This window comes from Amycolatopsis sp. Poz14, from assembly GCF_006704225.1.
In the GTDB taxonomy this organism is placed as follows: Bacteria; Actinomycetota; Actinomycetes; order Mycobacteriales; family Pseudonocardiaceae; genus Amycolatopsis; species Amycolatopsis nivea.
In genome coordinates this window covers 4,688,344-4,712,889 of sequence record NZ_JACLHD010000001.1, presented here as the reverse complement: position 1 = coordinate 4,712,889, position 24,546 = coordinate 4,688,344, and the positions used below count along the sequence as shown (strand labels likewise).

General features: G+C 70.9%; 26 protein-coding genes. 6 read left to right on the top strand and 20 right to left on the bottom strand.

All coding sequences use genetic code 11. The annotated features are described in order from the left end of the window. Positions 1–7: 7 nt before the first annotated feature. The 11 genes from FKO37_RS22455 to FKO37_RS22405 all read right to left on the bottom strand — a co-directional run bounded on the left by FKO37_RS22455 (position 8) and on the right by FKO37_RS22405 (position 11,943). Positions 8–643 carry a DNA-3-methyladenine glycosylase gene (locus tag FKO37_RS22455; protein ID WP_037818187.1) on the bottom strand — a complete coding sequence of 212 codons (636 nt, stop codon included), beginning with the start codon at positions 641–643 and terminating at the stop codon, positions 8–10. Between the two features lie 44 nt (positions 644–687). After that, positions 688–2,103, bottom strand: coding sequence for an argininosuccinate lyase (gene argH / locus FKO37_RS22450; protein ID WP_037818185.1), 1,416 nt, complete (start codon positions 2,101–2,103; stop codon positions 688–690). A 24-nt stretch (positions 2,104–2,127) separates the two neighbouring features. Further along, the gene (locus FKO37_RS47220) at positions 2,128–3,117 is read right to left on the bottom strand and encodes an argininosuccinate synthase domain-containing protein (protein ID WP_134729179.1); all 990 of its coding nucleotides are present in this window, start codon (positions 3,115–3,117) and stop codon (positions 2,128–2,130) included. Then, on the bottom strand, positions 3,114–3,614 hold the full coding sequence (locus FKO37_RS22440) for an arginine repressor (protein WP_037818182.1): 501 nt from the start codon (positions 3,612–3,614) through the stop codon (positions 3,114–3,116). The genes FKO37_RS47220 and FKO37_RS22440 overlap by 4 nt, the downstream gene beginning before the upstream one ends. After that, on the bottom strand, positions 3,611–4,537 hold the full coding sequence (argF, locus tag FKO37_RS22435) for an ornithine carbamoyltransferase (RefSeq protein ID WP_037818181.1): 927 nt from the start codon (positions 4,535–4,537) through the stop codon (positions 3,611–3,613). The genes FKO37_RS22440 and argF overlap by 4 nt, the downstream gene beginning before the upstream one ends. Further along, positions 4,537–5,742: an acetylornithine transaminase gene (locus FKO37_RS22430; protein WP_037818180.1), complete on the bottom strand. Its 1,206-nt coding sequence runs from the start codon at positions 5,740–5,742 to the stop codon at positions 4,537–4,539. Before FKO37_RS22430 ends, argF begins: the two co-directional genes overlap by 1 nt. After that, a complete protein-coding gene (gene argB / locus FKO37_RS22425) occupies positions 5,739–6,674 on the bottom strand; it encodes an acetylglutamate kinase (protein WP_037818179.1) in 936 nt (311 codons plus the stop codon). The genes FKO37_RS22430 and argB overlap by 4 nt, the downstream gene beginning before the upstream one ends. Continuing rightward, complete coding sequence (gene argJ, locus FKO37_RS22420; protein WP_238605676.1) at positions 6,671–7,831, bottom strand: bifunctional glutamate N-acetyltransferase/amino-acid acetyltransferase ArgJ; 1,161 nt, start codon at positions 7,829–7,831, stop codon at positions 6,671–6,673. Before argJ ends, argB begins: the two co-directional genes overlap by 4 nt. After that, positions 7,828–8,856, bottom strand: coding sequence for an N-acetyl-gamma-glutamyl-phosphate reductase (gene argC / locus FKO37_RS22415; RefSeq protein WP_037818176.1), 1,029 nt, complete (start codon positions 8,854–8,856; stop codon positions 7,828–7,830). The genes argJ and argC overlap by 4 nt, the downstream gene beginning before the upstream one ends. An 815-nt stretch (positions 8,857–9,671) precedes the next feature. Beyond that, positions 9,672–10,148, bottom strand: coding sequence for a hypothetical protein (locus tag FKO37_RS22410; RefSeq protein WP_037818174.1), 477 nt, complete (start codon positions 10,146–10,148; stop codon positions 9,672–9,674). A 193-nt stretch (positions 10,149–10,341) separates the two neighbouring features. Continuing rightward, positions 10,342–11,943, bottom strand: coding sequence for an alpha/beta hydrolase (locus FKO37_RS22405; protein ID WP_238605675.1), 1,602 nt, complete (start codon positions 11,941–11,943; stop codon positions 10,342–10,344). A gap of 130 nt (positions 11,944–12,073) precedes the next feature. On the opposite strand from FKO37_RS22405, the gene FKO37_RS22400 reads away from it, so the two are divergent. Next, complete coding sequence (locus FKO37_RS22400) at positions 12,074–12,763, top strand: DNA alkylation repair protein (RefSeq protein WP_238605674.1); 690 nt, start codon at positions 12,074–12,076, stop codon at positions 12,761–12,763. Between the two features lie 105 nt (positions 12,764–12,868). Here the strand turns inward: FKO37_RS22400 and pheT are convergent, their stop codons facing one another. Together pheT and pheS are read right to left on the bottom strand one after the other, a co-directional pair. Next, complete coding sequence (gene pheT / locus FKO37_RS22395; protein ID WP_238605673.1) at positions 12,869–15,439, bottom strand: phenylalanine--tRNA ligase subunit beta; 2,571 nt, start codon at positions 15,437–15,439, stop codon at positions 12,869–12,871. Continuing rightward, positions 15,439–16,494, bottom strand: a complete 1,056-nt coding sequence (gene pheS / locus FKO37_RS22390) for a phenylalanine--tRNA ligase subunit alpha (protein ID WP_238605672.1) — start codon at positions 16,492–16,494, stop codon at positions 15,439–15,441. The genes pheT and pheS overlap by 1 nt, the downstream gene beginning before the upstream one ends. A gap of 391 nt (positions 16,495–16,885) precedes the next feature. On the opposite strand from pheS, the gene FKO37_RS22385 reads away from it, so the two are divergent. Then, positions 16,886–17,092 (top strand): hypothetical protein, encoded by a 207-nt coding sequence (locus FKO37_RS22385; RefSeq protein ID WP_238608424.1) that lies wholly within the window; start codon positions 16,886–16,888, stop codon positions 17,090–17,092. Between the two features lie 90 nt (positions 17,093–17,182). Here the strand turns inward: FKO37_RS22385 and FKO37_RS22380 are convergent, their stop codons facing one another. The 4 genes from FKO37_RS22380 to infC form a co-directional block, all read right to left on the bottom strand. Beyond that, on the bottom strand, positions 17,183–17,971 hold the full coding sequence (locus FKO37_RS22380) for a TrmH family RNA methyltransferase (RefSeq protein WP_374204462.1): 789 nt from the start codon (positions 17,969–17,971) through the stop codon (positions 17,183–17,185). An 8-nt stretch (positions 17,972–17,979) separates the two neighbouring features. Beyond that, positions 17,980–18,357 (bottom strand): 50S ribosomal protein L20, encoded by a 378-nt coding sequence (gene rplT / locus FKO37_RS22375; protein WP_009079612.1) that lies wholly within the window; start codon positions 18,355–18,357, stop codon positions 17,980–17,982. Between the two features lie 64 nt (positions 18,358–18,421). Beyond that, positions 18,422–18,616 carry a 50S ribosomal protein L35 gene (rpmI, locus tag FKO37_RS22370; protein WP_037818166.1) on the bottom strand — a complete coding sequence of 65 codons (195 nt, stop codon included), beginning with the start codon at positions 18,614–18,616 and terminating at the stop codon, positions 18,422–18,424. 76 nt (positions 18,617–18,692) lie between these two features. Continuing rightward, positions 18,693–19,256 carry a translation initiation factor IF-3 gene (gene infC / locus FKO37_RS22365; RefSeq protein ID WP_200864208.1) on the bottom strand — a complete coding sequence of 188 codons (564 nt, stop codon included), beginning with the start codon at positions 19,254–19,256 and terminating at the stop codon, positions 18,693–18,695. A gap of 282 nt (positions 19,257–19,538) precedes the next feature. On the opposite strand from infC, the gene FKO37_RS22360 reads away from it, so the two are divergent. The 4 genes from FKO37_RS22360 (at position 19,539) to FKO37_RS22345 (ending at position 22,300) form a co-directional block, all read left to right on the top strand. Beyond that, positions 19,539–19,898: a DUF1844 domain-containing protein gene (locus tag FKO37_RS22360; protein ID WP_037818165.1), complete on the top strand. Its 360-nt coding sequence runs from the start codon at positions 19,539–19,541 to the stop codon at positions 19,896–19,898. Between the two features lie 120 nt (positions 19,899–20,018). Then, the gene (locus FKO37_RS22355; RefSeq protein ID WP_238605671.1) at positions 20,019–20,288 is read left to right on the top strand and encodes a hypothetical protein; all 270 of its coding nucleotides are present in this window, start codon (positions 20,019–20,021) and stop codon (positions 20,286–20,288) included. Between the two features lie 375 nt (positions 20,289–20,663). Beyond that, positions 20,664–21,305, top strand: a complete 642-nt coding sequence (locus tag FKO37_RS22350) for a GntR family transcriptional regulator (RefSeq protein WP_374204373.1) — start codon at positions 20,664–20,666, stop codon at positions 21,303–21,305. Beyond that, positions 21,302–22,300 carry a 1-aminocyclopropane-1-carboxylate deaminase gene (locus tag FKO37_RS22345; RefSeq protein ID WP_238605669.1) on the top strand — a complete coding sequence of 333 codons (999 nt, stop codon included), beginning with the start codon at positions 21,302–21,304 and terminating at the stop codon, positions 22,298–22,300. The genes FKO37_RS22350 and FKO37_RS22345 overlap by 4 nt, the downstream gene beginning before the upstream one ends. A gap of 48 nt (positions 22,301–22,348) precedes the next feature. On the opposite strand, the gene FKO37_RS22340 is transcribed toward FKO37_RS22345, so the two are convergent. The 3 genes from FKO37_RS22340 to FKO37_RS22330 are packed head-to-tail and all read right to left on the bottom strand — an operon-like array spanning position 22,349 to position 24,428. After that, positions 22,349–22,732 (bottom strand): RidA family protein, encoded by a 384-nt coding sequence (locus tag FKO37_RS22340; protein ID WP_043828490.1) that lies wholly within the window; start codon positions 22,730–22,732, stop codon positions 22,349–22,351. Beyond that, positions 22,732–23,490, bottom strand: a complete 759-nt coding sequence (locus FKO37_RS22335; RefSeq protein WP_037818158.1) for an IclR family transcriptional regulator — start codon at positions 23,488–23,490, stop codon at positions 22,732–22,734. The genes FKO37_RS22340 and FKO37_RS22335 overlap by 1 nt, the downstream gene beginning before the upstream one ends. Next, a complete protein-coding gene (locus FKO37_RS22330; RefSeq protein ID WP_238608317.1) occupies positions 23,487–24,428 on the bottom strand; it encodes a sugar kinase in 942 nt (313 codons plus the stop codon). The genes FKO37_RS22335 and FKO37_RS22330 overlap by 4 nt, the downstream gene beginning before the upstream one ends. Positions 24,429–24,546: the final 118 nt, after the last annotated feature.

Genomic DNA, 24,546 nt, shown 5'->3' with positions numbered 1-24,546 from the left:
CAAACGACTATCCCGCGGGTCGCACCTGCCGGCGTTTCCCGCCGCGGCGGTAGGTCGAGACGGCTGGTGAGCCGTCGATCCAGAACCGCCACGGCGTGTCCATCGCCATCGCGACGCCGACGCGCGGGCCGGTGCGCACGTTGTCCGCGGGCACGCGTTCGCCGGCGAGCAGCCGCACCGGCGATTCCGGGTCGGTGAGATCGAGCCCGTTCTGCTCGCGGGCGAGACCCAGCACGGAGGTGAGGATGGCCGGGCCTTTGGCGAGCTCGCCGTTGCCGCGCGCGTTCGGCCGCCGCTTCCGCACGATGTCCGCGCCCTCGACGACCTCGCCGGCGCGCAGCAGCACCGCGCCCGGCTGGCCGTCCTCGGTGCCGACGACGTTCGCGCAGAAGTGCATGCCGTAGACGAAGTACACGTAGAGGTGCCCGGCCGGACCCCACATCACCGCGTTGCGCGGGGTTTTCCCGCGGTAGCAATGCGAAGCGGGATCGTCGAGCCCGCGATAGGCCTCGACCTCGACGAGCCGCACCCCGACCCGGCCCTCGGGCGCGTCGGCCTCGAGGACGGCACCGAGCAGCAGCCGAGCCAGGTCGACCGGGTCCAGTGCCAGTTCTTCGCGCCGGAACAACCGGTCCACACGCACTCCCCTCGTCAGGCCGCCAGCCTAACCAGCGGCCTGGCGACAGATCACTTCAGCCACTGCCGATGCGCCGCGACGCGCTCGACCAGGCGCTCCCGCTGCTCGGCGACCCGGTCCGGCGCGGTGCCGCCGCGAGCATCGCGCGAACGCACCGAGCCTTCGACGGTGAGGACTTCGCGCACCGCCGGGGTGAGCGCCGGGTTGATGGCCTGGAACTCCTCGTCGGTCAGCTCGTCGAGCCCGGCCCCGCGCGCCTCCGCGACCCGCACGCTCTCCCCCGCCGCCTCGTGCGCGACGCGGAACGGCACGCCCTGGCGCACCAGCCATTCGGCGATGTCGGTGGCGAGGGTGAACCCGGCGGGAGCCAGTTCGGCGAGCCGCTCGGTGTGGAAGGTGAGCGTGCCGAGCATCCCCGCGATCGCCGGGAAGAGCAGCTCCAGCTGTTCGACCGAGTCGAACACCGGCTCCTTGTCCTCCTGCAGATCGCGGTTGTACGCGAGCGGCTGCGCCTTGAGCGTGGCGAGCAGGCCGGTGAGGTTGCCGATCAGCCGTCCGGCCTTGCCGCGGGTCAGCTCCGCGACGTCCGGGTTCTTCTTCTGCGGCATGATCGAGCTGCCGGTGGCCCACGCGTCGTCCAGCGTGACGTAGCCGAACTCGGCGGTGTTCCAGATGATCACCTCTTCGGCGATCCGCGACAGGTTGACCGCGAGCATCGCGACGGCGAACGCGAACTCGGCGACGAAATCGCGCGAGGCGGTGCCGTCGATCGAGTTCTCCACGCTGGTGTCGAAGCCCAGTTCGGCGGCCACGGCTTCCGGGTCGAGGCCGAGCGACGAACCGGCGAGCGCGCCCGAACCGTACGGCGATTCCGCGGTGCGGGCGTCCCAGTCGCGCAGGCGGGAGACGTCGCGCAGCAGCGACTGGCCGTGGGCCATCAGGTGGTGCGCGAGCAGAACCGGCTGCGCGTGCTGCAGGTGGGTACGCCCGGGCAGGATCGCGTCCGGGTGGCGGGACGCCTGCGACACGAGCGCGTCGATCACGTCGAGCGTGCCCGCGACCACCCGGCGCGCGGCGTCGCGCAGCCACATCCGGAACAGCGTCGCGACCTGGTCGTTGCGGGAACGACCTGCCCGCAGCTTGCCGCCCAGTTCGGCGCCGGCGCGCTCGAGCAGACCGCGTTCGAGCGCGGTGTGCACGTCCTCGTCGGCGATCGTCGGGGTGAACGCGCCGGACGCGACGTCCTGCGCCAGCGTGTCGAGCGCGTCGAGCATCCCGGTCAGTTCCGCTTCGGTGAGCAGACCCGCCTTGTTCAGCACGCGGGCGTGCGCGCGCGATCCGGCGATGTCGTAGGGCGCCAGGCGCCAGTCGAAGTGGGTCGAGGCGCTCAGCGCCGCCATCGCCTCGGCCGGCCCGCTGGCGAACCGGCCGCCCCACAGCTGCACCGGCTGGTCTTTCCCGCTCACGTTCTGCCTCTCTCGTCCGGCGTCTCAGGACGCCTGGGTGCTCGGATGCTGGGTGTTTCCCAGCGGAGTCTGCCCGGTCGCGCGGCGGTGCCGCCGTCCGACCGGGCGAAGCCGCCTCCCGGGGAGGCCGGCCACGGTCGCGCTGCCCGCGTGCAGCACCAGCCGCACCTCGCCGGACACGCGCTCCTGCGCCCGCCGGACGAACGCGTCCAGCGGCTCGCGCAGCGGCGAGAACCACAATCCGTCGTGGACCAGTTCGGCCCACCGGCGGTCGACGCCGCGTTTGAACCTCGCCAGATCACGGTCGAGCGTGACCGATTCCAGCTCCTGGTGCGCGGCGATCAGCACCGCCGCACCCGGTACGTCGTAAGCCTCGAACCGGCCGATCCCGTGCGGCCCGGCCCGATGTCCGAGCCGCTGCACCGCCTCGGCGACGCTGACCGTCTCGCCGTCGACTGCCACCGGCACGCCTTGCTCGAAAGTGACGACGACCTCGTCCGGCATGCCGAGGTTCACTACGGCGTCCTCGGTCCAGCGGTAACCGTCGTCCGCGGTCCGGCCCCACAAAGTCCGGCTCGTCGACAGTTCTTGCTCGCCGCGAACATCGAGTTCGACGATCTCGAGGTCCGGAGCGAGTGCCGCGATCATGCTGGACAACGTGTCTCCGCCACCGTGTGCGACGGCCGATGCGTTCCGGTCCCTCGCGGTCGCGACGAGCTGGCTTGCCAGCAGCGGCCGGGCCAGCGCTTCGACCAGCGGGTGCCGGTCGAGAATCAGCGCATTCGCTTGCAGCGCAAGCAAACAGTAGCCGTTCGCGAGCTCCTCTCGGACATCCGCGACCACGATCTCAGCGGCCCCGTCGGCCATCGCCTGCCGCCGGAGCGCGCACAGATCCACGTCGCCTGAACCGAAATCCACGGCGGCCGCGACCACTTCGCCTTGTTCCTGAAGGAGACTCACCGCGGATGAGGAGCCGTGCCCGCCCGGATAGGCGAGCACGACCCGCCGGGTCACGGCTCGTTTCCTTCCGCCGAACCTTGGGCGAGCGCGGTGAACCGCTCGGCGAGGTCTCGTCCGGTGAGCGGTTCGCGCGCGATCACCGCTACCGTGTCGTCGCCCGCGATCGACCCGACGACCTCCTCCAGCGCGGCCCGGTCGATCGCGCTCGCGAGGAACTGCGCGGCGCCCGGCGGCGTGCGCAGCACGGTGAGGTTGCCCGACGAATCCGCCGACACCATCAGTTCGGCGAGCAGCCGGGACAGCCGCGAGGTGCCGCCCTGGACGCCGCGCACGGGACTGCCGTCCTCGGGGATGACGTAGACCGGCGCGCCCGAGTCGGCGCCGCGCAGCTTGATCGCGCCGAGTTCGTCGAGGTCGCGCGACAGCGTCGCCTGGGTGACCTCGATCCCCTCGGCGGCGAGCAGCCGCGCGAGCTCCGTCTGGCTGCGGATGGCCATCGTGGACACCAGCTCGGTGATCCGCGCCTGGCGCCCGACCCGGCTGCTGGTCATCGGCCGTTCTGCCCGAACAGCCAGACCAGCAGGGCTTTCTGCGCGTGCAGCCGGTTCTCCGCCTCGTCCCACACCGCGCTGGCCGGGCCGTCGAGCACCTCGTCGGTGATCTCCCAGCCGCGGTGCGCGGGCAGGCAGTGCAGCACGATCGCCTCGTCGGCGGCGCGCTTCAGCAACGCGGCGTTGATCTGCAGCGCGCGGAACGGGCCGACCCGGTCGAGGCCGTCGTTCTCCTGGCCCATCGACGTCCAGGTGTCGGTGACCAGCACGTCCGAACCGTCGACGGCCTCGTGCGCGTCGGTGTAGACAGTCGCGCTGCCGCCGGTTTCGGTTCCGCGCTGCTTGGCGTCGAGCATCACCTGCTGGTCGGGCTGGAACCCCTCCGGCGACACGACGCGCACGTTCATCCCGGCCGTCGTGCCGCCGAGCAGCAGCGAATGCGCCATGTTGTTGGCGCCGTCGCCGAGGTAGGTGAGCGTGAGCCCGGCGAGCTTCCCCTTGCGCTCGCGGATGGTCATCAGGTCCGTGAGCACCTGGCACGGGTGGAACTCGTCGGTGAGCGCGTTGACGATCGGGATCGACGCGACCGACGCCATCGAGTCGATGCGCTTCTGCGCGAAGGTGCGCCACACGACGGCGTCGACGTAGCGCGACAGCACGCGCGAGGTGTCCTCGATGGTCTCCTCGCGGCCGAGCTGCATCGAACGGCCGTCGACGATCACCGGATGCCCGCCGAGCTGGCTGATGCCGACCTCGAACGAGAACCGGGTGCGGGTGGAGTTCTTCTCGAAGATCGCGGCCACCGTGGAGCCGGCGAGCGCCTTCGTGCCGAGCGGGTCGGCTTTCAGCTGGTCCGCGAGGTCGAGCAGAGCGGCCTGCTCGGCCGGGGTGACGTCGTCGTCGCGGAGGAAATGGCGGGGCATCAGTCGGATTCCTTCGTGGTGGTGGAGTCGAGCACGCCCGGGAGGGCGGAGAGGAAGCCCTGCGCCTGCTGCTCGTCGAGCACGAGCGGCGGGGCGAGCCGGACAGTGTCCGGGGCGACCGGGTTGACGAGGTAGCCAGCTTCCTGCGCGGCCTTAGCGACCGCCGCGGAAACCGGCTTCCGCAGGCCGATGCCGAGCAGCAGCCCCGCGCCGCGGACGCCGGACACGAGCGGGTGGCCGAGCGCCTCGACTCCCGCGGCGAGATCCTTGCCCAGCGCGGAAACGTGGTCGAGCAGGTCGTCCCGGACGATGGTGCGCAGCACGGCCAGCCCGGCCGCGCAGCACACCGGGTTGCCGCCGAAGGTCGTGCCGTGCTGGCCCGGCTTCAGCAGGTCGCCCGCCGCGCCGACGCCGATCACCGCGCCGAGCGGAAGCCCGCCGCCGAGACCCTTCGCGAGCGTGATCACGTCCGGCACGATCCCGGCCTGCTGGAAGCCGAACCACGTGCCGAGCCTGCCGATCCCGGTCTGCACCTCGTCGAGGACGAGCAGCGCACCGGCGGCCTTGGTGATCTCGCGAGCCGCGTGCAGGTAGCCGTCCGGAGCCGGGATCACCCCGGCCTCGCCGAGCACCGGCTCCAGGAAGACGGCGGCGGTCTCGCCGTCCACGGCAGCCCGCAACGCGTCGACGTCGCCGTAGGGAACGTGCGTGACGCCCGGAACCAGCGGCTCGAACGCCTCGCGCTTCGACGGCTGCCCGGTGAGCGACAGCGCGCCCATGGTGCGGCCGTGGAACGCGCCCTCCGCCGCGACGACCTTGCTGCGGCCAGTGAGCCGGGTGATCTTCAGCGCGGCCTCGTTCGCCTCTGCGCCGGAGTTGACGAACAGGACTTTCCCTTGCCCGTTCAGGCCCGCGACGTCGAGCAGGGTTTCGGCGAGTTCGACCGCGACCGGGTTCACGTACAGGTTCGACGTGTGCCCCAGCTTCGAGATCTGCTCGGTGACCGCGCGCACCACCTCCGGGTGGGCGTGGCCGAGCGCGTTCACCGCGATGCCGCCGACCAGGTCGACGTACTCGGCGCCGTCCGCGTCCCACACTCGCGCGCCTTCGCCGCGCACCAGGGTCAGGCCGGGGGTTCCGTAGTTGTCCATGACAGCCGACTGCCAGTGCTGCTGGCCGTCCGCATTGGACTTGAGGGTAGTCACGCGTGCTCCGTTCCGGGGTGCGCTGCCTCGGGCAGCACCATGGTGCCGATGCCGCGCGAGGTGAAGACCTCGAGCAGCACCGAATGGGCGAGCCTGCCGTCGATGACGTGGGCGCCGCGCACGCCGCCGCGCACCGCGCGCACGCACGCCTCCATCTTCGGGATCATGCCGCTGGCCAGGCCGGGCAGCATGCGTTCGAGACGGTCGACGGGGATCCGGTCGATCAGCGACGACCGGTCCGGCCAGTTGGCGTAAAGGCCTTCGACGTCGGTGAGCACGACGAGCTTCTCCGCGCCGAGCGCCGCGGCGAGCGCGCCCGCGGCGGTGTCGGCGTTGACGTTGTGCACCACGCCGTCGATGTCGGGGGCGACCGTGGACACCACCGGGATGCGGCCGGCGTTCACGATGTCGAGCACCGCGGCCGGGTTCACCTCGGCGACCTCGCCCACGAGGCCGATGTCCACCTGCTCACCGTCCACAGTGGCCTGTTTGCGCTCGGCGGTGAACAGCCGCGCGTCCTCGCCGGAAATGCCGACCGCGTACGGTCCGTGCGCGTTGATCAGGCCGACCAGCTCGCGGCTCACCTGCCCGACGAGCACCATGCGCACAATGTCCATGGTCTCCGGCGTGGTGACGCGCAGCCCGCCCTTGAACTCCCCCGGCACGCCGAGCCGGGACAGCATCGCGCTGATCTGCGGGCCGCCGCCGTGCACGACCACCGGGTGCAGCCCGGCCAGCCGCAGGAACACCATGTCCTCGGCGAACGCGGCCTTCAGCTGGTCGTCGATCATCGCGTTGCCGCCGTACTTGACCACGACGGTCGCGCCGTTGAACCGCTGCAGCCACGGCAGCGCTTCGATCAGCACCCCGGCCTTCTCGGCCGCGCTGGCGAGCCGTTCGTCCGCGGAGACGAGCCTTCCGGTATCCGTCATGACGAGTACGCGCTGTTCTCTTCGACGTACGCGTGCGAGAGGTCGGTGGTGTAAATCGTGGCCTCGCCCGAACCGACGCCGAGATCCACGACAACGTCGATCGCTCGCCCGGACAGATCGGCCGCCGACCGGTCCTCGGCCGTGGTGCCGCCCGCGAACAACGTGACGCCGTTGATCGCGATCGACACCGTCTCGGGGTCGATCCGCGCCGGTGCGCGGCCGAGCGCCATCGCGATGCGGCCCCAGTTGGGATCGGACCCGAACAAGGCGGTCTTGACCAGGTTGTCCTCGGCGATCGTCCGAGCCACGACGATCGCGTCGGCTTCGGACGCGGCACCCTTCACCGTGACGTCGACGTCCTTGGTGGCGCCTTCGGAATCGGCCCGCAGCTGCAGCACCAGGTCGTGGCTGACCTTGGTGAGCAGCTCGGTCAGCTCGGCTTCGGTCGGCTCCACCCCGCTCGCGCCCGAGGCGAGCACGAGCACGGTGTCGTTGGTCGACGTCCCGCCGTCCACGTCGAGCCGATCGAACGTGACGTGCGTGGCGGCGCGCAGCGCACGGTCGAGAGTTTCCTTGTCCGCCACGGCATCCGTGGTCAGCACGGACAGCATCGTCGCCAGGTTCGGCGCGAGCATCCCCGCGCCCTTGGCGAACCCGCCGACGCTCCACCCGGAGTCGTGCCGGGCGAACGCCTGCTTCGGCTTGGTGTCGGTGGTCATGACGCCGGTAGCCGCGTTGAGCGCCGCTTCCGGGCCGGCGTCCAGCGCCTTGACCGCACTGTCCACACCGGACAGAACGGCGGGCATCGGCAGCCGCTCGCCGATCAGGCCGGTGGAACACACCGCGACCTCGATCGCGCCGGCGCCCAGCACCTCGGCGACCTTTTCCGCGGTGGCGTGCGTGTCCTGGAACCCGCCCGGCCCGGTCGCCGCGTTCGCCCCGCCGGAGTTGAGCACGACGGCCTTCAGCTTCTGCTGCTTCAGTACTTCTTGCGACCACAGCACCGGCGCGGCTTTGATCACGTTGCGGGTGAACACGCCCGCCGCGACGTCGAGCGGGCCGTCGTTGACGACCAGCGAGAGGTCGAGCGCGCCGGAGGCTTTGATCCCGGCGGCCACGCCGGCGGCGCGGAAACCCTTCGGTCCGGTGACGGTCACGGTGCCACTCCCACGGTGGAAAGTCCGGTGGCCTCGGGGAAACCGAGCGCCAGGTTCATCGACTGGACGGCACCGCCCGCGGTGCCCTTGGTGAGGTTGTCGATCGACGTGACGACGACCAGCCTGCCCGCGCCGTCGTCGATCCCGAGCTGGAGCTGGACGTTGTTCGAGCCGACCGTGGCCGCGGTCGTCGGCCAGGTCCCTTCGGGCAGCACCTGGACGAACGGCTCCGCGTCGTAGGCCTTCTCGTAGACCGCGCGCGCGGCGGCCTCGTCGACATCGCCCGCGAGCTGAGCGCTCGCCGTCGTCAGAATGCCGCGCGGCATCGGCGCGAGCACCGGCGTGAACGAAACGGTCACCGGCTTGCCCGCCGCGCCCGAGAGGTTCTGCACGAACTCCGGCGTGTGCCGATGCGCACCGGCGACGCCGTACGCGCTCGCGTTGCCCATGACCTCGGACCCGAGCAGGTTCGGCTTCAGGCTCTTGCCCGCACCGGACGTCCCCGTCACCGACACCACGGTGACCGCGGGCTCGATCAGCCCCGCCGCCAACGCCGGGGCCAGCGCCAGCGACCCGCCGGTCGGGAAGCAACCCGGAACCGCGATCCTCTTGGTCCCCACGAGCTTCTCGCGCGCACCAGGCAGCTCGGGCATCCCGTAGGGCCATTGCCCCGCGTGCTCGCCGGAGTACCACCGTCGCCAGTCCACCGCGTCCGCGAGCCGATGGTCGGCCCCAAGATCGACCACGAGCACGTCCGGCCCGAGCTGCGCCGCGATCTCGGCCGAGTGGCCGTGCGGCAGAGCAAGGAACACGACGTCGTGGCCCGCGAGCGTCTCCGCGTTCGTCTCGAGCAGCACCCGCCCGGCCAGCGGAGCGAGGTGCGGCTGGTGCGTGCCCAGCGTCGTCCCCGCGCTGCTCGCCGCCGTGAGAGCGCCGATCTCGACCTCGGGATGGGTCAGGAGCAGGCGCAGCAGTTCGCCGCCCGCGTACCCGCTGGCACCGGCTACCGCGATCTTCACCGTCATACGAATGATTATGCACGAGCGTGCAAGCTCAAACAAAGAGGGTTTGCTCACCCTGACCGTCCCCTCCCCGGGACTTCCGTGGATTCCCTACGTTCTCCAGGCTTTTTCCGCCGCCGCGATGGAATGGATCAGCCCTGATCGACGGCGTGCCGATGCGGTTCCGCGGCGGCAGGACTTCCGGCCGGGCTAGACGACGGGTTCCTGGCCCGCGCCAAACGACCGAGTCGCCTGAACAGGCGGACTCGTCAGCCGCGCGAGCTGGGTGCACGAGTTGTTCCAGCCCGCCGAGCCGCCCAGCCAAGACCGCTCAGCAACGCGCATCGTTCAACCGTTCGAACCTGCCTCCTTGACCGCCTGCCTTGTACCTGAGCCACCAGACCTGCGCGGGCACCACCTGTTCCGCGCCCGCCGCTCACCCCGGCACCTCAGCCGCGTGTCCGGCACCCACCGTCGCCCCGGAGCCACGCCGCAAATCCGGCGCACGCCACCAGTCCCGCGCATGCCGCCCGCTCTGGACCCAATCCGTCACTCCGGCACCCACCACTCGCCACGGAACCTATGCCGTAAGTTCCGCGCGAGCGCCGCTCGCCCGGGAGCCCACGCCACAGTCCCGCGCGCATGCCGCTCGCCTCGAGACCCACGCCGCAAGTCCCGCGCTGCGGAACCCGCGCCACAAGTCCTGCGCACGCCGCGTCGCGGAACCCGCGCCAGAAATCCAGCGCGCACACCACCGATCCCGGAGCCCAAGCCCCAGTCCGGCAAGCAGCCACCGCCACGCCGGGCCCGCCTCGGGATGCGAACCCGGCGGGCACTCGTCAGTCCACTCCCTCCTCCGCTTCGCGCAGACTCGGCGGTGTGGGCAAATGATTTCCCGGATGTTCCGGATCGCACCCGACCCTGGGCAGCCGCGCCCGGATCCCGCCGGGCGTTCGCGCGAAATGGCGCGCCAGTTCGGTCACCGAATCCCCGGCGAGCCAGCGGGCCTCCAGGTCCGCGTCCATCTCGTCGGTCCACGGCCGCCCCTGCTGGGCCGGGCGTCCGCGCGATCTTCGCCGCGTGCCGCCGCCCGCGAAGGTGCGCAGGCTCGTGTCGAGCAGTTCCGCGACGGTCGCCACGGACGTCACGTCGAGTTCGAGCCTGCCCTCGACGACGGGTTCGCCGTCCGGCCGTTCTCCGCCGACCGTGACGGTGACCCGCTCGGGCTCGCCGTCCTCGGTGCGGGTGACGACGGCGACCTGGTACTGGACATCTCCTGACCGGACCTCGGTCCGGTGCTCCTGAATGATCGTCATGGCCGCGAAGGTATCCGCGACCCCCGACAATTTTCGATCACTTAACGCGATCGGGTGACTGCGGTCCGAAATTGTCAGACCCCCGTCGTAGCGTCCCCGGCGACCCGAAAACGACCGAGGGGGCTCGATGGACCAGCGGAAAAGAACAATGCCCCGGCCTGGCAGACCAGGCCGGGGCACCGAGCAGGACAACTCAGAAACGCAGCAGACCGGCAAGCAGGCCCTGCTTCTCCTCCGCCGCGGCCTTCGCCGCAGCATCGGCCTTCTGCTGCGCATCGGAAGCGACCGGAGACGGAACCGGCTGCGGCACCGCGGCGCACTGGACGTCGGAGCGGTCGCCTCGCACCCGCTTCGGCAACGCGCCGGTGGCGAGGTAGTCAGCAACCCTGTCGTCCACGCACGAAACCCCGGAGAGCGATCCGGCGTGCGTCGTCCCGCCGGGCGCGCTGATGAGGCTCGAGCGCGGGTAGCGCTTGCGCACTTCGAGGCTGCCCGAGTACGGCGTCGCCGCGTCGAGTTCCTCGCTGATCAGGAGCGCGCCGCTCGCCTTCGAGCCGTCGATGTCCACCGGCTTGCCCGGCTTCGCGGGCCAGTTCAGGCAGGTCGCGTTGTACCAGGTGTTGCTCCAGGTCTCGAAAGGCGCGCGGGTGTGGGTGGCCCAGGCGTCGCGGCGCCAGCGGTCCCAGTCCTGCGGCCACTGGACATCGGTGCACTGCACCGCGTTGTAAACCGCGTAGCCGTTGTCGTCGCCGGGCGCGTTCGACTTGTCGTACAACGCTTTCAGCGTCTGCCAGTCACCGCGGTGCACCCATCCGTCGAAGGCCTTGGCCATGTCTTCCCAGCCGAACACGTAGTAGCCGGCTTGAAGGAAGATGTCGGTCCACTCGTCGCCGCCGATCACGCCGCCCGCCGGGGCGCGGTCGAGCTTCCGCTGCTGGGCGTACCAGAGCTGCTCGACGGCCGAACCGGTCTTGCCGAGGTGGTAGACGTTGTCGTACTTCGCGAGCCAGTCGAAGTAGATCTTGATGTTGCGGTCGAAGGCGACGTCCTGATCCAGGTTGGCGTCGTACCAGACCTTGCGCGGGTCGACGTTCCCGTCGAGCACCATCCGGCGCATGCGTTCCGGGTACAGCGTGCTGTACACCTGCCCGAGGTAAGTGCCGTAAGAGAAGCCGTAGTAGTTGATCTGCTTCTGGCCCAGCGCCTTGCGGAGGCTTTCCATGTCCTGCGCGACGTCAGTGGTCTTGATGTGCTCGAGCAGCGGGCCGTTCTTCGCGCAGGCCTCGGCGTAGCCCTTCGTGCGAGCGCGCCAGGTGTTCTCCAGCTGCGGGGTCTTCGGCACGTAAGCCGGACGGACAGGAGCGAAGTAGTTCCCGTCGCACGTGAGCGCCGGTTTGCTGGAGCCGACACCGCGAGGGTCGAAGCCGATCCAGTCGTAGCTGTCTCCGGCGTGCTTCGGCACATTCCGGCCGAGCACCGAAAGACCGAGGCCGGAGCCTCCCGGCCCGCCCGGGTTCACCAGCAGCACGCCCTGGAACTTCGCGGTCTTGTGCTTCACCCGGGAAACGGCGATCTGCGCCTTCTCACCCGACGGCTGCGCGTAATCCATCGGGACCTCCAGGAATCCGCATTCGGCTCCCGCCTTGGCGAGTCCCGGTGCGGAACACGGTCCCCACTTGATCGGCGGCGGCGCGTAGCCCGGCCCTTCGGGCTGCACCGCGGTGGCGGCGGGTGCGACAGCCAGCGTTCCGGCCGCGACAGCGGCGGCGGCCAGCGCGGTGACGATTTTCCTCACAGTGGTCCTTTGCGTCCGACGGCAACCAGGGCTCGTCGAAGCTACCGGCTGCGCGGCAGAATCTCGTTTCCCGACACGAGCCGCGCTGTCCCCCGATCGTCGGGATCCGAGACGACGGAGGTGGTCCTCAATGGGTGCGGGCGAAGCCTTGATCACGGCGGCGCGAACCGGGCTGGCCGAGCTGGCGGACCCGGTCAAAGCGCCGGAGATGCAGGCGTACATGAAGTCCGCGATGCCGTTTCGCGGGGTGCCGAAACCGCCGCGCGGCAAGCTCATGAAGACGGTCTTGGCCGAGCATGTTCTGCCCGATCGAGTGACATACGTCGAGACCGTCCTCGCGTTGTGGCGGGAAGCGGAATACCGCGAGGAGCGGTACGCGGCGATCGATCTCTCCGGGCACCGCGCCTACCGGCAATGGCAGGACCCGGAACTGCTGGAGATGTACGACGAGCTGATCGTCACCGGTGCGTGGTGGGACCACGTCGACGAGGTCGCGATCCGCCGGGTCGGGCCGATCCTGCGCGAGCACCGGGCGGCGGTCACGCCGGTTCTGCGCCGCTGGATGACAGACGCTGATCGCTGGCGCCGGCGGACGGCGGTGATCTGTCAGGTCAGCGCGAAGGGCGAGGTGGACCAGAAGCTGCTCGCCGACGCGATCGAGGCGAACCTCGAGGACCGGGATTTCTTTCTCCGCAAGGGAATCGGCTGGGCACTGCGGGATCACGCTCGTGCCGAGCCGGAGTGGGTCCGCGCGTTCGTCCGTGCACACCCGGGGTTGTCCCCGCTGTCCGTCCGGGAGGCGATGAAGCACCTCAGCTGAAGCGAACCGTTCGAGGAAAAGGAAAGGAGGGTGCCATGACACCAGCGCTCCCCCGCCCCGGCTGACCGGCCGGTGGCCGGAGCGCGGGACGGGGACAGCGTCGGATCAGGCGCGGAGCGTCGCTCCGAAGCGCTCGCCGGCAGCGGCGACCGCGGCGTCGCGGGCCTTGGTGGCCTCGTCGACGGTCAAGGTGCGGTCCGCGGCGCGGAAGCGGAGCTTGTACGCCAGGGAACGCTTGCCTTCGCCGAGCTGCTCGCCGGCGTAGACGTCGAAGAGGGTGATCTCCTCGAGCAGTTCGCCCGCACCTTCGCGGAGCACGTCGGCGAGGTCGGCGGACGGGACGTCCGTGCCGGCGACCAGTGCGACGTCCAGCAGCACCGGCGGGTAGGCCGAGATGCTGGGCGCCGGACGGGAGTCGGGCAGCGGGATCGCGTCCAGGTCGAGTTCCATGGCGACCGTGCGCGGCGGCAGGCCGAGGGCCTCGACGACCTTCGGGTGCAGTTCGCCCGCGTGGCCGACCGGCCAGTCGCCGACGCGCAGCTGGGCGCACCGGCCCGGGTGCCACGGCAGCAGGTCGGCGGCCTGCACGGTGAGCTGCACGCCGGCGGCATCGGCCACGAGGCGCGCGGCCTGCACGGCGTCGGCCCAGCCTGCCTGGTCGCCCTTGCCCCACCAGCCGGCGCGCGGGCGCTGGCCGCTGAGGACGACGGCGACGTGCACCGGCTGCGCGGGCACGGCGGCCTCCAGCACGGCGAGGTCCTCGTCGCTCGGGCGGTGCTCGACGCCGAGGTCCGGGACCTTGAGCTGGTTCGGCTTCGGCAGCACGACCTGGCCGACGTGGAACAGCGACACGTCCTTCAGGCCGCGGGAAACGTTGCGCTGCAACGTCTCCAGCAGACCCGGCAGGAGGGTGGTCGCCATCCGGTCGTGGTCGGCTTCGAGCGGGTTCTGCACGCGCACCGTCGTGCGGCGGATGTCGTCCTCGGGCAGGCCGAAGGCGTCCCACACGGCGTCGCCGATGAACGGGAACGGGCGCACCTCGACGTAGCCCGCCTCGGCGAGCGCGCCGGACACCGCGCGGCGGCGGCGCTGGGCGTCGGTGAGGCCGCGGCCCGCGGGCGCGGCGGGCAGGACCGACGGGATGCTGTCGTAGCCCTCGAGCCGCAGGACCTCCTCGACGAGGTCGGCGGGCTGCACGAGGTCACCGCGCCAGCTCGGCGGGGTCGCGGTGACCAGGCCGACGCCCTGGTCGCTCGTGCTGAGCTGGACCTTGCAGCCGATCTGGCCGAGCCGCCGGACCGTGACGCCGCGTTCGTAGCGGACGCCGGCGACCTGGTCGGGCAGGTTGATCGGCATGGTCACCGGAGCGTGCGGGGCGACGCCGCCGACGTCGGTGCGGCCCGGGCGGATCGCGCCGTCGCCGTACTGGCGCAGCAGCCGCGCGGCGAGTTCCACCGCGGCCGCGCACAGCGCCGGGTCGGTGTAGCGCTCGAAGCGCTTCGCCGCCTCGGAGAACAGCTTGTGCCGGCGCGCGGTGCGGCTGATCGACGCCGGGTTCCAGTGCGCCGCCTCGAGCAGCACGTCCGTGCTCTCCGGCGTGATCTCCGTGCTGGCGCCGCCCATCGTGCCGGCGAGGGAGATGACGCCGCTGTCGTCGGCGATCACGATGTCGTCCGCGTCGAGGGTGCGCTCGACGTCGTCGAGCGTGGTGAGCTTCTCCCCCGCCTTCGCGCGGCGGACCACCAGGTCGCCCTGGATGGAGCCGGTCGCGAACGCGTGCAGCGGGTGGCCGAGTTCGAGCATCACGTAGTTGGTGACGTCGACCGCAAGGGAGATGGACCGGATGCCGGCCAGCATCAGCCTGCGGCGGATCCGCCACGGCGTCGGCGCGGTCGCGTCGAGACCGGTGACGCGGCGCAGCACGAACCGCGGGCAGCCCTCGGGGTCCTCGACCCGGACCGGCCACGCTTCGCCCTCGGCTTCCGGGAAGTTGTCGAGCATCGCCGGGTCGCCGAAGGGCACGTCGAGCGCGTTCGACAGTTCGCGCGCCAGGCCGCGGATCGACAGCGCGTAGCCGCGGTCCGGGGTCGGCGTGACCTCGATGACGGTGTCGTCGAGGCCGAGCAGGTCCTTCGCGTCGTCGCCGGGGCTCGCCGTGCCCGGCGGGAGCACGAGGATGCCGCTGTGGTCGTCGCCGAGGCCGAGTTCGGCCGCCGAGCAGATCATGCCGTCGCTGACCTTGCCGTACGTCTTGCGCGCGGCGATCTCGAAATCGCCCGGCAGGACCACGCCCGGCAGCGCGACCACGACGAGGTCGCCCTCGGCGAAGTTGCTCGCGCCGCAGACGATGCCGCGTGTCTTGATGCCGTGCGGGCCTTCGTTCTCGAGCGGGCCGTCGTCCTCGTCGTCGTCCTCTTCGGACAGTTCGGCGTCGTCGGGCTCCGGGTCGGGTTCCTCGCCGACCTCGACGCGGCAGAACCGCACCGGCTTCTTGAAGCCGGTCAGCTCCTCGATCTCCGCGACGCGGCCGACCACGAGCGGGCCGGTCACCGGGCCGAGCTTGCTGAGCTCGTCGACCTCGATCCCGATCCGCACGAAGGCGTCGGCCAGGTCTTGCGGCGTGACGTCGGCATCCACCTCGAGATGCTCGGTCAGCCAGCTCACCGGGACTCGCACTACGCCTCCGTTCCGAAGGGAAGGGTGAACCGGACGTCGCCTTCGACCATGTCGCGCATGTCCGGGATGCCGTTGCGGAACTGCAGGGTCCGCTCGATGCCCATGCCGAACGCGAAGCCGGAGTAGACCTCGGGGTCGACGCCGCACGCGCGCAGGACGTTCGGGTTGACCATGCCGCAGCCGCCCCATTCGACCCAGCCGGGGCCGCCCTTCTTCTCCTCGAACCAGACATCGACCTCCGCCGACGGCTCGGTGAACGGGAAGAAGTGCGGGCGCAGCCGCGTCGTGGAGCTCTCGCCGAACATCGCGCGGGCGAACGCGTCGAGCGTGCCCTTGAGGTGCGCCATGGTCAGGCCCTTGTCGACGGCGAGGCCTTCGACCTGGGTGAACACCGGCGTGTGCGTGGAGTCGAGTTCGTCGGTGCGGTAGGTGCGGCCCGGGCACACGACGTACACCGGCAGGTCGCGGTGCAGCAGGCTGCGGGCCTGCACCGGCGAGGTGTGCGTGCGCAGCACCAGGCCGGAGCCTTCCTCGCCGACATAGAACGTGTCCTGCAGCTGGCGCGCCGGGTGGTCCTTGCCGAAGTTGAGCGCGTCGAAGTTGAACCACTCCGCCTCGAGCTCGGGCCCTTCGGCGACCTCGTAGCCCATGGCGACGAAAACGTCGGCGATGCGCTCGGACAGCGTGCTGATCGGGTGCCGGGCTCCGCGCGGGATCTGGTCCCACGGCAGCGTGACGTCGACGGCCTCCTCGCGAAGCACGCGCTCGTCGCGCTCGGCCTGCAACGCCGCGCGGCGCGCGTCGAACGCGGACTGCACCGCCTGCCGGGCCTCGTTGACGCGCTTGCCGGCGTCGGCCTTCTCCTGCTTCGGCAGCGCGGCGATTTCCCGGCGCGCGAGGAGCACGGGCGACTGGTCCCCGAGATGGGCCGGTTTGACGGCGGCGAGCGCGTCCAGGTCGGCCGCGCCGGCGAAGGCGTCCTCGGCCGCCTTGATCGCCGCGCGCAGGGTTTCCGGTGCGAGCACGTCGACCGGCTGTTCTGTGGCTCCGGACATGACTCCTCGGCGTCCGCTGGGACTGGTGTTGTCGGCGGCACGCGGGCATGCCGCCGCACGTGCACATCGGGCAGCTCAGTCTAGGGGATCGGGCGCCGGGCCCGGCCGCTCACCCTCCGCTTCCGGAGCGGCTGCGCCGGATCCGCCCCGTGATCACGACTGACCGTCGCCGTGGACCCGAACGGTGGTCAGCGGATCAGGTGAGAACCGCCTCCCGACCGGCTCGCCCCGGCCGCCCTCGCGGGTGGCTGCGGAACGGCTCGGCTGGGCGGGGTTTCGGGAGTGATCGGCACCGCGGATGCGGAACGCGGGACCGCCAGACCGGAAGCGCGGCGCGGCTCGTGCCAACGGCGGCAGCGCGGGTGGCGATGGCGGCGATGGGCGGTGGGCGGTGGCGATGACGGTGGCGGTGGCAGTGGCGGTGGCAGTGGCGGTGGGCGATGACGGTGGCGGTCGTGGTGGTGGCGATGGCACTGGTGGCGATGGCAGTGGCGGCGGTGACGGCGACGACGTCGCGGCGGTGATGACGGCGGCGGCAGGGGGCAGCGCCGGGGGTGGTGCGGGCGCGTGGGCGCGCATGGTGTCGTCGGATGCGTAGTGATGCCAGCCATAACGCGCGGCCAAGCGGCGGGCGATCGCCGATTTGCCCGCACCGGGGGCACCGCCGATGCAGGAGAACTGCCGGACGTCAGCGGCGGGCGGCCATCGCTGCGGTGTAGACGCAGACCGCGGCGGCGGTAGCCAGGTTGAGGCTTTCCGCCTTGCCGTACAACGGGATCCGGACTGCTTCGTCGACTGACGAGAGGACGTCCTCGGGCAGGCCGTGTGCCTCGTTGCCGAAGATCCACGCCACCGGGTCTCCGAAGCGGACAGTCTCGAGCGAGGTCGAGGCGTAACCGTGCGCGGCTAGCGTGCGGAGGCCGGCTGCACGGAGGGCGGTGAGGACTGACGGGATGTCGCGGGCGCGGGCCAGCGGGACGTGGAACGTCGAACCGGCGGCGGCGCGGACGCTTTTGCCGTTGTGCGGGTCGACGGTGTCGCCGGCCAGGACTACCGCGTCGGCGCCGGCGGCGTCGGCTACCCGGATCACGGTGCCTGCGTTGCCGGGTTCGGCGACGTCGACCAGGACCACCACGAGGCGGGCCGAGGCGAGGACTGTCTCCAGTGGACGGTCGACCAGCGAGCAGACCGCGATGATTCCTTGCGGGGTCACGGTTTCCGACAGGCTCGCGGCCGCGCGATCCGTGATGGGCGACACGCGGGGAGCCGACGCGACCAACGAAGGGTGGGCGGCGGCGGCGCGTTCGGTCACGAAGAGTTCGTGGACCGTCCCGTGGGACAGGGCCGAGGTGACCGCGTTGACCCCTTCGGCCAGGAAGCGGCCGGTTTTCTCTCGTTCCGCGCGCCGGGTCAGTTTGCGCGCAGCAACGACCCGGGGGGTCCGTTCGGTGAACGGATCCGCCCCGGGCCGGAAAATGCTGCCGGTCAGGCCGACTTCGCTTCGCCGGTCGTGACGTTCGCCTTGGCGAGCTCGGCGAGCGCGGTGAAGGCGGCGGCGTCGTTGACCGCGAGGTCCGCGAGGATCTTGCGGTCCACCTCGACACCGGCGGCCTTCAGGCCCTGGATGAACCGGTTGTAGGTGACGCCGTTGGCGCGAGCGGCCGCGTTGATGCGGGTGATCCACAGCTGGCGGAAGTCACCCTTGCGCGCGCGGCGGTCGCGGTAGGCGTAGTTGAGCGAGTGGAGCGTCTGCTCCTTGGCCTTGCGGTACAGCCGCGAACGCTGGCCGCGGTAACCGCTGGCCAGTTCGAGAGTCGCGCGACGCTTCTTCTGGGCGTTGACCGCCCGCTTGACGCGTGCCACTGGTCCATCCTGTCGAATTCGGGGGGTGCGAGGACCCCGGGGTGGTCGGGAAAGGGTGCGGGCCTCAGCGGCCGAGCAGGCGCTTCACGCGGCCGACGTCGTTCTGGGCGACCTCGGTGGTGCCCTCGAGACGGCGGGTGAGGCGGTTGGACTTCTTCTCCATCAGGTGGCGACGGCCGGCCTTCTGGCGACGCAGCTTGCCCGAACCGGTCACGCGGATCCGCTTCGACGTGCCCTTGTGCGTCTTCATCTTCGGCATGCTTGTAGTCCTCTTTCGTGCGGCGGCACACCGGATCACCGGTGTGCCGCTGACTGTGCTGGTCGGCGCTGGGGCGCTACGCCTCGGGAGCCGATTCGGCCGATTCGGCTTTCGCCGCCTTCGGCTTCACGTTCTTGTGCGGGGCCAGCACCATGATCATGTTGCGTCCGTCCTGCTTCGGCGACGATTCCACGAAGCCGAGCTCGGTGACGTCGTCGGCGAGCTTCTGCAGGAGCCGGAACCCGAGCTCCGGCCGGGACTGCTCGCGACCGCGGAACATGATCGTGACCTTGACCTTGTTGCCCGCCGCCAGGAACCGCGACACGTGACCCTTCTTGGTCTCGTAGTCGTGCTGGTCGATCTTCGGCCGCAGCTTCTGTTCCTTGATGACGGTCAGATGCTGGTTGCGCCGGGAGTCGCGGGCCTTCTGCGCGCTCTCGTACTTGAACTTGCCGAAGTCCATGAGCTTGGCCACGGGCGGGCGTGCCTGCGGGGCCACCTCGACGAGGTCGAGGTCCGCCTCCTGCGCAAGCCGCAGCGCATCTTCGATCCGGACAATGCCGACCTGCTCGCCGTTAGGGCCGACGAGCCGGACTTCCGGCACCCGGATGCGGTCGTTGATGCGTGTCTCGGAGCTGATGGGGCCTCCTTGGTCCGAGTGATGTTTTCTCGTTTCGACCTGGTGCCCACATGATTCAGGCCCCGCCTCCGGCTGCTGCCGGTGCACGGGGCCCGCTCTGTCTCCGATCGCGCCCGGCCGGACGGCCGAACGCTTCGCCTCCGCAGTACGCTGCCGGAACGGCACGCACTGCTTCGGCGAGACCGGACCCGGACACCTGTAGCGGTGAGACGGGTGGGAGCGGGGCTCCACTTGCCGCCCCCGATCGCTCGGGAGCTGGTCGCACATGGAAGGGTACCAGACGTGCCTGAACAACCTTCGCCACCGCCCCCGTATTCCCCCGACGACCGCGGGCTCGAGGAGATCCCCAGCGTCGAGGTGATCAGCCGCGCCGCGGTGATGCTGCTGTCCGCGGGCGCCGAACGCCTCGGCCTCGCCGACGCCGACCCGGAGAACTCGCCGCACCGCGACCTCGACGAGGCGCGCCGCCTCATCACCGCGCTCGCCGGGCTCGTGACCGCCTCCGCCGAGTACCTCGGCCTGCACGCCGGGCCCCTTCGCGACGGACTGCAGTCGCTGCAGAAGGCGTTCCGCGAGGCGTCGGTCGTGCCGGACCCGCCGGGCCAGGGGCCGGGCGAGAAGTACACCGGGCCGGTTTACTGAGCCGGAAGCCGTTCCGAGAGATCTTCGAAGACCCGCCTCGCGGCATCGCCGGGGCGGGTCTTCGCCGTTCCGGGTGAGGGCGGACGGCGATAAGGCCTCGGCGTGCCGGATCGGGGCCGCGTGACACTGCCCCGGTTCGCGATCAACGCGCCCGGCGGGCTGCAGCGATGGACCCGGTCGTGCCGGATGCCGGAGTCTGGCCTGGCGATCCGCGAGGATTCGGCTCGGATGATCGCCGCCGCGCTCCGGCACCGGGTTCGGACCGGTGACCGCGAAGATCCGGTCCGGCAGCTTGCCTGGACCGCGACCGCGCTCCGGTGCACGGACCGCCCGGCGACCGCTGCCGAGCTCCACGATGCCGACCGATGCGGCCACCTGACCCGCAGCTGAACCGCGCGACACCGTGCGACCGACACGCCTGCGACTGAGCCGCACAACGCCAACCCGCGCGGCCGCCAGGCCCACGACTGAGCCACCCGGCGCCAATCCGTGCGGCCGCCGGGCCGACAACTAAGCCACGCGACGTCGACCCGCGCGGCCGCCAGGTCCACGACTGAGCCACGCGACGCCGATCCGCGCGGACAAAGAGGCCAGGGCTGAACCGCGCGACGGCAACCTCTCCAACCGACAGACCCGCGGGTCACCCACTCGACGCCGACCCGTGCGACCACCAGCCCGTTGCAGAGCCGCCACCACCCCGCGCCAGCCGCATCCCGCCGTTCCGTGCCATTGCCTCCCCGCCGACCGACATCTAACATGTTAGATGTGAGTGCACTCCCCAAGGTCTCCCGGTCGCTGCTGCGCGACGAGGCGTACGAGCGAATCCGGCACGCCATCATCGACGGCAGCCTTCCGCCGGGCACTCCCCTGCGCGACGCCGACCTCGCCGAGCAGCTCGGGCTTTCCCGCGCGCCGGTCCGGCAGGCGCTGCTGCGGCTGGCCGAGGATCGGCTGGTCGTGTCGAAGCCGCAGAGTTACACGAGGGTCGCCGAGTTCGACACCGGCGACGTTCGCGACGCGGTCCGGCTCGTGCGGGCGTTGCACGAGCTGGTCGTGCGCGAAGCCCGGCTCAGCGCGCGGCAGATCGCGGAAATGCGCGAGGCCAACGAGCGATTCCGGGAAGCAGTGGCCGAGGGGGACGTCGGCAGGGCGATCGAGGCGGACGACGAATTGCACGACATTCCGGTGCGCGCATGCGGCAACCGGGCAGTCGCGGCGACGCTCGACCGGTACACGCCGTTGCTGCGCCGTCTCGAGTACGCGCGGTTCAGTTCGCTGCCCGCGCATCGGTCGGTCGCCCGGCACGAGGAGCTCATCGACGCGCTCGAAAGCGGCGACGAGAAAACCGCCGCGCAGCTCACCTCAACGATTTGGACCGATCTCGAAGCCCTCCTGGAGGACGCGTGAGCCTGGCTGATTTCCCCCGTTTCCCGTTGCTCGTCGGGCCTTCGCCGGTGCACCGGCTGGACCGGCTGACCGAACGCCTCGGCGGCGCGGCCGTCTGGGCCAAGCGCGAGGACCTCAACTCCGGTCTCGCCTACGGCGGCAACAAGACGCGCAAGCTCGAGTACCTCGTCGCGGACGCGCTCGCCGAGGGCGCGGACACGCTCGTTTCGATCGGCGGCGTGCAGTCGAACCACACGCGCCAGGTCGCGGCCGCGGCGGCGCGCGCGGGCATGAAAGCCGTGCTGGTGCAGGAAAGCTGGGTCGACTGGGACGATCCGCTGCACGACAAGGTCGGCAACATCCAGCTGTCGCGGATCCTCGGCGCGGACGTCCGGCTCGTCGACGCCGGGTTCGGCATCGGGTTCAAGGAGAGCTGGGAACGGGCGCTGGCGGAGGTCGAGGCGAACGGCGGCACGCCGTACGCGATCCCGGCCGGTGCGTCGGACCACCGGCTCGGCGGGCTCGGGTTCGCCAACTGGGTGCTGGAACTCGAAGAGCAGGAACGCGAACTCGGCGTTTTCTTCGACACCGTCGTGGTGTGCTCGGTCACCGGCAGCACGCAGGCGGGGATGATCGCCGGAGCGGCGGTGAGCGGGAAGCCGCGGCGGATCCTGGGGATCGACGCGTCGGCGAAGCCCGACGAGACGCGCGAGCAGATCGGGCGGATCGCGAAGAGCACGGCGGAGCTGATCGAGGCCGGGCCGGTCGGGGAAGCCGAACTCGACGAGCGGTACCACGCGGGGGTTTACGGGATTCCGGACGAGCAGACGCTCGAGGCGATCCGGACCGCCGCGCGGCTGGAAGGCATGATCACCGACCCGGTGTACGAAGGGAAGTCGATGGCCGGGCTGATCGATCTCGTGCGCAGCGGCGAGATCGCGAAGGACTCGAACGTCCTGTACGCGCACCTCGGCGGGCAGCCCGCGATCAACGCGTACACGAGCGTGCTCGGCTGAAGCTCTCGTGAGCGGCGGCTTCAGTGCCGCCGCTCACGAGAAACCGCGTCAGTCGAGGACGGCGAGCACGTCGATCTCGACCAGGAGCCCGGCGGGCAGCCCGACGTACACCGTGGTGCGGGCCGCGTACGGGGCTTCGCCGATCAGTTCGTTGTAGACCTCGTTGAACGCCGCGAAGTGGCTGGTGTCGGTGAGGTACACGCGCACCATCACCGCGTCCGCGAAGCTCGAGCCCGCTTCTTCGAGCAGCGCGGTCAGGTTCTTGAACACCTGCCGGGTCTGGCTCACCACGTCGTCGCCGACGATCTCCCCGGTGGCCGGGTCGAACGCGACCGCGCCGGCGACCTGGAGGATGTTCCCCTTGCGGACGGCCTGCGAGAAGTTCGCCGGCGGCTTCGGCGCGTTCTCGCTGGTGATCGCCGTCTTGCCCATCATTGCCCCTTTCCGTTCCCCGTCCATCCACTGTGGACGGAAGCTTCCTCGGCGGCGGCCAGCAGCTCGGGCACGAGCGCCAGCAGCCCGTCGTAGTCCAGCAGCACCTTCGGCACCGACATCGACGCCGCGGCGAGCACCTCGCCGCCCGCGCCGCGCACCGGCGCGGAAATGCAGTGGATGAAGTCCTCGTGCTCGGCATTGTCCACCGCGTACCCGCGCTCAGCGACCTGGTCCAGTTCGGCCAGGTACGCCTCGGGCGTGGTGATCGTGTTGGCGGTGAGCACGACGTAGTCGATCGCGCGGGCGATCTCCTCGCGTTTCGCCCGCGGCATCGCTGCCACGAGCACCTTGCCGACCGCGGTGCAGTGCAGCGGCGCGCGTTTGCCGACCCGGGAGTACATCCGGACCGCGTGGTGTCCCTCGAACTTGTCGATGTACACCACCTCACCGTCCTCATAGGACGCGAGGTGCACGGTGTGCCCGGTGCGCGAGTTCAGCGCGGCGAGCGCTTCGTGCGAACTGCGCCGGACGTCGCGGTCCTCCAGCGCCTGGTTGGCGAGGTCGAAAAGCGCGCTGCCGAGCCGGTAGTGCCGGGCTCCTTCGCGCCGCACGAAATGGTGCGATTCGAGCGTGCGCAGCAACCGCAGCACGGTCGTCTTGTGCACGCCGATCTCCTCGGCCAGCTCGTCGAGCGTCTTGCCGCCGCGGGCGAGACCGCTCAGCAGCGTCAGCGCGCGGTCGAGACTTTGGCTCACGTGACCACCACTCCCTCCCCGGTGAGCCGGACCGAACCCCAGCCGTCGGCGTCCGCCTGCACCAGTTTCGTCACGACGGCCTCGGCCAGCGGCACGCCGACGTCGTCTTGAGTCAACAGTGTCGCGGCAGCTTGCAGGTGCCCGCGACGGAGCCTCGTCAGGGGGTCGGCTCCGCGCAGAGTCGCGGCCAGGAATCCGGCGGCGAAGGCGTCTCCGGCACCGACCGGCTCGACGACGTCAACCCGAAGGGCGGGCGAGAACAGCGGTTCGGCCGAGCCCTCGACGAGCGTCGCGCCGCGTTCCCCGTGCTTGACCACCAGCGTGCGCGGACCAGGCAGAAGCGCGCGCAGGCGCACCGGATCGCCGGTGCCCCACACACGTTCCGCCTCGTCGTCGCCGGTCAGCACCAGATCGGCCTTCCCGGCCAGTTCGGCGAGGACGGACTGGTCGCGTCCGGTCCACAGCGCGGGGCGGTGGTTGACGTCGAACGACACGAGCAGGTCGCCCCGCGGCCGGTCGAGCAGCGCGCGGACGAGCGCGAGGCAGCTGTCCGACAGCGCGGGCGTGATCCCGGACAGGTGCAGCACGCGAACACCGGAGAAGTCCAGCTGGGACACCAGTTCCGGGCCCATGCCGGACGCGGCGGAACCCGAGCGGTAGTAGCGGACCGGACTGCCGCCCGCGCCGCTTTCCTTCACGTACAGCCCGGTCGGCCTGGCCGGGTCGAAGACGACGCCGCGCACGTCCACGCCCGCCGAAGCGATCTCGCGGACGAGCGCGCGGCCGAACGGGTCGTCGCCGACCGCGCTGACCCATCCGCTCGGCACGCCGAGCGCGGGCAGGTGGCACGCGACGTTGGACTCCGCGCCGCCGATGGTGCGCAGCCAAGTGCGCACCTCGTCCGGCGGCCCGGGCTCGGCGGGCACGAACAACGCCATCGACTCGCCGATGCAGAGCACTTCGGGCGACCCGGTCGGACTGCTGGTCACTGACGTCCCTTCCCCGTTGACCTGTGGCGACCCGGATGCTACACCTATGCAACGCATTTTGCGCAAC

Bases quoted from the DNA above. Each gene is read 5' to 3' on its own strand.
- FKO37_RS22440 (WP_037818182.1), bottom strand. From the start codon at position 3,614: ATGACCAGCAGCCGGGTCGGGCGCCAGGCGCGGATCACCGAGCTGGTG.
- argF (WP_037818181.1), bottom strand. From the start codon at position 4,537: ATGCCCCGCCATTTCCTCCGCGACGACGACGTCACCCCGGCCGAGCAG.
- argB (WP_037818179.1), bottom strand. From the start codon at position 6,674: ATGACGGATACCGGAAGGCTCGTCTCCGCGGACGAACGGCTCGCCAGC.
- argC (WP_037818176.1), bottom strand. From the start codon at position 8,856: ATGACGGTGAAGATCGCGGTAGCCGGTGCCAGCGGGTACGCGGGCGGC.
- FKO37_RS22410 (WP_037818174.1), bottom strand. From the start codon at position 10,148: ATGACGATCATTCAGGAGCACCGGACCGAGGTCCGGTCAGGAGATGTC.
- FKO37_RS22400 (WP_238605674.1), top strand. From the start codon at position 12,074: ATGGGTGCGGGCGAAGCCTTGATCACGGCGGCGCGAACCGGGCTGGCC.
- pheS (WP_238605672.1), bottom strand. From the start codon at position 16,494: ATGTCCGGAGCCACAGAACAGCCGGTCGACGTGCTCGCACCGGAAACC.
- rpmI (WP_037818166.1), bottom strand. From the start codon at position 18,616: ATGCCGAAGATGAAGACGCACAAGGGCACGTCGAAGCGGATCCGCGTG.
- FKO37_RS22340 (WP_043828490.1), bottom strand. From the start codon at position 22,732: ATGGGCAAGACGGCGATCACCAGCGAGAACGCGCCGAAGCCGCCGGCG.
- FKO37_RS22330 (WP_238608317.1), bottom strand. From the start codon at position 24,428: ATGGCGTTGTTCGTGCCCGCCGAGCCCGGGCCGCCGGACGAGGTGCGC.